Raw genomic sequence first — 6,000 nt, 5'->3', positions numbered from 1 at the left:
TAGTTCCATATAGCACAATATGTCAAGAGTCAAGAGTTGACCCCGATACCCCCCCCGATACCCCCCTAGCACAATATGTCAAGAGTCAAGAGTTGACCCCGATACCCCCCGGCCGACCTGCCCTACCTGCAGGTGGAGGGTTGGCATCGTCATGAATGCCGAATGTGGAAAGGATTCCGCAGGGGGTGCGGCCCGGAAAGGATTCCGGGCCGAGCGGAGATGGGCCGACGGGGGCGTCGGCCCTACAGCGACGGGGGCGTCGGCCCTACAGACACTCGAACTCAGCCTACGCCGGATGCGGAGATGGGCCGACGGGGGCGTCGGCCCTACCCCCCGCATGCCCACGCAAAGCCGTGGGCATGGCACCCGGCACGCCCTAGCGTGCTGCCATGGACGCCGAATGCGGAAAGGATTCCGCAGGGGGTGCGGCCCGGAAAGGATTCCGGGCCGAGCGGTTTGGAGGTTTGGTCGGACATGAGCGGTCAAAATGGCGCGCAGAGCATGCCCTACCGTGGTGACATCTCAATGGTTGGTGGCGGGTCCGGCGACCTGCCGTGCGGGAATACGCTTGCCTGGGGGCAAGGATGGGCCGACGGGGGCGTCGGCCCTACAGACGCTCGAACTCAGCCTACGCTGGATGCAGAGATGGGCCGACGGGGGCGTCGGCCCTACCCTCCATGCCTACGCATGGCCGTGGGGATGGCGCCCGGCACGGGTTGTTACTCTCTCCCCCACTTGTCCCACGGAGTCTCGATGCTCACCTGGGTCTGGCCGCGGGCCGCGCGGCGGCAACGGAGGATGACTTGGCGGTGCATCGGGAGGGGGGCGATCGGGTAGACGTGTCCGAAGTTGGTCAGTTCGATGACCGGTTGGTTACGTGAGGTTCGCTGGTGACGCTTGAGCGCCTCGAAGACTGCCTGCGTCAGGTTGGCGTCGCCGTCGCGGAAGTTGCCGAGGATAATTCCCTCGGCCTTGTCCAACAGACCGGACAGTTTGAGGCCTGCGAGCATGCGGTCGACGGCCCCAACCGATTCGTTAATCTCTTCAAGGGCGAGCCACTTGCCGGTGGGATCGATGAATTCGGCGTAGCGTGAGCCGATCAGGGGCATGATCACGCTGATGTTGCCGCCGACGATGGTGATGGGCTTGGCGGCCGGCAACTTGCCCTCCAGCAAACGTCCTGAGGGCACACGCGGTGAGCCGTGCCCGTCAAGGATGGCCGCCACCTCGGCGATAAAATCGGCGAACATTCCCCGGAACTTGGCTGCGGCCCAGCCGGCGCCAAAACCCGCGCAATGGGCGGCATCGACGGGCATTTCCGCGGCTTGGAGGTACGCATCGGCCCGTTTGGTCATGAAACGGCGCACCCCGTCGAACAGGAACAACGGCCCAAGATCGTGCAGTGCAAACACCTTCGGATACCTTCCTGCAATGAGGACCAGACTGGTCATTTCGCTGAACCCGAAGACGTGGATCGTGGTGCGGCGTCGCTTGAGCACGTCGAAATCGATCTTCTGGAGGATTCGCGTGAACCATGACCCGCCGCGCACGGTGACGAGCGCAGCGACATCGTCGTCCGCCAGGATGGTTTCGATCTCGCGGGCTCGAGCGGCATCGTCGAATCGCCCGCCGTGCATCTCGTCCTGCTTGGCGAAGATCATCGGCCCGCCGGCCGTGACGGCGTAACGGCCGTTGAGTCTGCTTGATGCCAAGGCAATCAGTTCACCGACGTTTCGGATGCCGAGCAACTGCATGCCCTGGGTGGCGTAGCTGGCAACAGCGGTCAGGTGAATGCGAGGTTTGGCTGCCATAATTTCACCTCCTTGCCGCCTTAACCAAAGCCGCAGCACGCGCCGCGTCGACGGGGGCGGTGGTCAGGCCGTCCCGCTTGATCGCCGTACCGACGATTACGCCGTTGGCGACGGCGAGCCATTCGGCCACGGTATCGGGCGTGACGCCGCTGCCCACGTAGACCGGCCGATCCGGAACCGCCTCTCGAACAGCCTTGAGGTCGGCCAGGTCGGTCGGCTTTCCGGTGGCCGCGCCGCTGACGATCAGTCCGTCGGCTCGGCCCCGGTACGCGGCTTCTTCGGCAGTCTGCGCGATCGGCGCGGCCGCCAGCGGCATAGCGTGTTTCACGTGGACATCGGCAAGAATCGCGGGCATCGCGGCGGTCTGATTGCCTTGTGCGTCGCCGGTAAGACGACGCCGGTATCGAAGCGTCTCGTCGGCGCGCCCCTCCATGAGCCCCTGGTCGGTGGCGTAGGCGCCCGTGTGCACGTTGACACGGACGAACGCCGCTCCGCAGACGCCGGCGATGGCCACTGCGGCAATCGCATCGTTCCGGAGAACGTTGACCCCCACCGGGATGGAGACCGCGGCCATCACCGCTCGCACAGCCACGGTCATGAAGGCGACAGTGTGGGGATCAACGGTGGTCGGCCGGAAGGGGGCATCACCGAAGTTCTCAATGATCAGGGCGTCGAAGCCGGCGTCGGCCAGAAGCCGGGCATCGTGGCACGCCGCCTGGACCACCTTGCTCAAAGGCTGCCGGCCGGCGGGACTTCCGGGCAATGGAGCAAGATGGACCATGCCGATAATCGCCTGGTCCGGCAGACGTCTGATGGGCCCGTCCATGAATCAGACTCGGAGGTGGACTGTCTCAACGGCGGTCTCGAAATACCGCCACGATATCGTCAACCGGTACGACGTATAGCTGGTTGCCGGGCTCGAAATCCACGGGAATGGAGTTTTTCGGGTTAAACAGCACCCGGTCATACTGTCGGACCGGAAAATCGTTGTCATTGGAAAGCATCTGCGAGACCGTTACCACGCGCCCGGTGATCGTGGGAATCTCGATGTTGTCGGGCAGGGCGATTCCGCCTTTGGTTTTCTTGCGGTCTTCGTCCTTGCGGACGAGGACTCGCTTGCCGAGCGGTTCGACGGTCTCGAGTCTGGTCTTTTGGGGTCGGATTTCACGCATTACGCCGTCTCCTCTTGCCGGAGGGCAAGATACTTGACCACGAAAGCTTCAGCGATAGCCATCACAGGAAACCAAGTCAATTATAGAGGAGATGCGGCCGGCGCCAACTCCGGCAAGGCGACAAACAACCACGACGACATGGCAGGTCGAGAAAAGGCTGTTACTTTCCGCCCGGCTTGACGGCCGGGGAAGCAGGTTGGCGTGTCCGAGACTTGAAATCGCGGACCCACGCAAGGAATTGGCTTCGGGGAATCGCACCCGTCAGCGCCCGGTACTTTCCGTCGGGCGAAACGAGAATGAAAGCGGGATAGGTAGTCACCTGATATTTGCGCAGGGAGCCCACGTACATCGATCCGAAATCGCGGTCAACCAGGACGTTGATGGTGTCCCTGAATTCAGCCTCCACCTCGGGGTCGGAAAGCAATTCGCGGCCCTTCATCCGGTTGGAGGTCGGGTCCGTCCAGAGTTGATAGAAAACGAAGAGGATCTTGCCCTCATCGCGGGCCCGCTGCTCGGCTTTCACGACATCGCCGAGATCCCAGCGGTATCCTTGTTGACAACCGGTAGCAGGCATCAGAGCCGCCAAGCAAAGCAACGGGATTCCCCGGCAAGGCCGATCGGACAGACACAACCGTTTGCGGAAACTGGTATGCATGTTCACCATTATCCCTGATGGGTGGAGCATCTCACGCGGCAGTAGATTGTCGTTCCGGCCGTAAGGCGGGCCGGTTGGTGATAAAAACGGTCTGGAACAGATCCATGTTGTCCAGTTTGTAGCGGAAGTCGACTTCGAGCCCCGTCGCCTGGGCCAGTTCCTGCAAGCACAGGTCGCTTCGCCAACCAAGGTGCTGACAGAGCGGACACAGCCATTTTTCGATGGTGCCGAACACCCGGTTGCTCGATCGGAAGTGGTTGATGATGACCACCTGCCCGCCCGGCTTGCTTACCCGCCGAGTCTCCTCGATGAGCTTCACCGGATCGCTTACCACGGTCACGACATGGCTCAGCAGTACATGATCGAACACGCCGTCCTCGAAGGGCAGTTGCAGGGCATTTCCCAGAGTCAGGCTGACCCACGACATGCGGTGCTCTTCAATTCGCTTGCGGGCTCTGCGCAGCATGCCTTCGCTGAGATCGATCCCCACCACCCTGGCGTGTTTCGGGTAGGAAGCCAAGGCCAGACCGGTTCCCACGCCGATATCTAACACTCGGTCTCCCGGCTGGATGCACATGCGCTCAATAGCCCGTGTCGTGCGGCGATGCACGATCGACGGCCAGAAAAGATCATAAAAGTAAGACCATACGTTGTAGATCTTACGAGTGGTGCGCTCTTCCATCGGGCCTTACCTCGTGTCGTTGCTCAATCCAAGGCGGACCGCCCTTTTGCGGGCCGCAGCCAAAGCGCACTACGATCCCGAAACATGCGCAAAATCCACGCCCGTCATGACGGAAGAGAGTAACGCCGCTATCGGCGGGCCGCAAGTTGAGCCTTACGGCCGGGCCTTGCTTCACGTGAACTGCGCCCGGCGACCAGACGCATGCGTCGAGTTTGCCTTTGGTCCCTGAGGCGAAGACGCGGCAAGTGAGCACTGGGGGGCAGTTGATCGGTCGAGCGCCCAACGATGGTCTCGCTGGACCAGCGGGATCTGTGCCGTGGGCGTTGCAAGTTCCCCGCCACCCGCCGAGACCTGAAAAAAAGGCGACGACCAGCCGTCGCCGATCGTCGCTGTTCTCTCTCCCGTAAGCTAGGGTTACGCCTCGTTGAAGATTATACGGCGCGCAGGTGTCCGGGTCAAAAGAAGACTCTAAACTATTTGGAATTCCAGTACTTACAAAACCTAACACAAACCCAATCTGCTTGCTCGCCGGCAGAAAATCACAGTGCCCAACTATGACCGAAGAGAGCTTGTCGGTACACAAAAGGAAGCTTGCAGGCAAGCGGAAACGGTATTATCGGGCTGCCAGCTTGGCTGGCATGCAAATCCAATCTTGTCTTGGTTGGTCGGCGTCACAGCGATTGTGTCTTTGGGCCTTCTATCATGGCCAGGTCAGGAGCGTGTATTGCGCTGCCCGCAAGGTGGGGGGCCAAAGGGGGTACCTGGGCCCAGAGGATCGCTCCGGCGTATCACGAAGCCAGTTTGGAGTTCTTGATTCCGCAGCCGTAGGCATCGGTTTTGGGCTTGGCGACCGGCTTACCGGCGAGCAGGTCCTCGATGGCAGCCGCGACGTAGTTGTTGTCGCCCTTGTCATCGATAGCTCCGGCGTAGACGAGCTTTCCCTCTTTATCGATCACGAACATATGTGGAGTCCGTTTGGCCCCATAGGCGTTGGCGACCTTCGCATCGACGTCGTGAAGAATCGGATAAGCCAAGCTCTGTTCGGCGGCGTAGACCCGGTTCTCGTCGGGCTTGGTTCCTTCAGTCGAGTCGATCCCGAGCCAGACCACGTCCTTGGCAGCGTACTTCTTATAGGTCTTCTGCATCTGCTGCTTGTCGTGGGCAGCGCGGCTGATCGGACAACCCTTGTTGATCCACTCCAAAACGACAATCCTGCCCTTGAAGTCGGCAAGCTTGAATTCCTTGCCATACACGTCCTTAAGGGCAAAATCGGGGGCCTTCTGGCCGGGTTCGGCAGCTTTGCCCGGTTCTGCGGCTAAGGAATAGCCATAGAGACAGACGCCCGCGCCCAAGGCTGCCAGTGTCAGCGCCATCCATTTTCCTTTCATGTCCGTTCCTCCCTTATTGACAGGTCCGAAACCACCTGACTGCATGCTATTACTGCTGCTTCAATAAGCACAGTGCCCAAGTCAATGCCATATTTGCCCAAGCCGCTGCCCGGAAAGCACCGATGGTCCTCGGCCATGATGCAAGGGACGGCTCGAAGGGGAGTTTAGTCCTCTGCCGGTGGGGAGGCAACCGGCCTGGTTTTGCGTCGCTTGATATGGAGTCTAAATACCCCAACGCGTAAGATATATGGTGGAGCTCGAGGCGGGTTGCGAATACCCCCGAAGCCCAAGC

The 6,000-nt window shown here is 60.9% G+C and carries 6 protein-coding genes; all 6 read right to left on the bottom strand.

Annotation, left to right across the window (positions count from 1 at the left end; translation table 11 throughout):
• Nucleotides 1-719: 719 nt before the first annotated feature.
• Entirely contained in the window at nt 720-1,811 is a 1,092-nt protein-coding gene (locus PLL20_07405) for an LD-carboxypeptidase (protein HPD29804.1), read from the bottom strand.
• 4 nt (nt 1,812-1,815) lie between these two features.
• Nucleotides 1,816-2,637 carry a BtpA/SgcQ family protein gene (locus tag PLL20_07400; protein ID HPD29803.1) on the bottom strand — a complete coding sequence of 274 codons (822 nt, stop codon included), beginning with the start codon at nt 2,635-2,637 and terminating at the stop codon, nt 1,816-1,818.
• A 25-nt stretch (nt 2,638-2,662) separates the two neighbouring features.
• Entirely contained in the window at nt 2,663-2,983 is a 321-nt protein-coding gene (locus PLL20_07395; protein ID HPD29802.1) for a co-chaperone GroES, read from the bottom strand.
• Nucleotides 2,984-3,143: 160 nt separating this feature from the next.
• Nucleotides 3,144-3,557, bottom strand: coding sequence for a hypothetical protein (locus PLL20_07390; GenBank protein ID HPD29801.1), 414 nt, complete (start codon nt 3,555-3,557; stop codon nt 3,144-3,146).
• Nucleotides 3,558-3,669: 112 nt separating this feature from the next.
• The gene (locus PLL20_07385; GenBank protein ID HPD29800.1) at nt 3,670-4,320 is read right to left on the bottom strand and encodes a methyltransferase domain-containing protein; all 651 of its coding nucleotides are present in this window, start codon (nt 4,318-4,320) and stop codon (nt 3,670-3,672) included.
• A gap of 788 nt (nt 4,321-5,108) precedes the next feature.
• Nucleotides 5,109-5,708 carry a thioredoxin family protein gene (locus PLL20_07380; protein HPD29799.1) on the bottom strand — a complete coding sequence of 200 codons (600 nt, stop codon included), beginning with the start codon at nt 5,706-5,708 and terminating at the stop codon, nt 5,109-5,111.
• Nucleotides 5,709-6,000: the final 292 nt, after the last annotated feature.

The sequence above is a fragment of the Phycisphaerae bacterium genome (assembly GCA_035384605.1).
Lineage (GTDB): Bacteria > Planctomycetota > Phycisphaerae > UBA1845 > PWPN01 > JAUCQB01.
The sequence above is the reverse complement of the archived record's forward strand: the minus strand, read 5'-3'. Positions and strand labels throughout refer to the sequence as shown.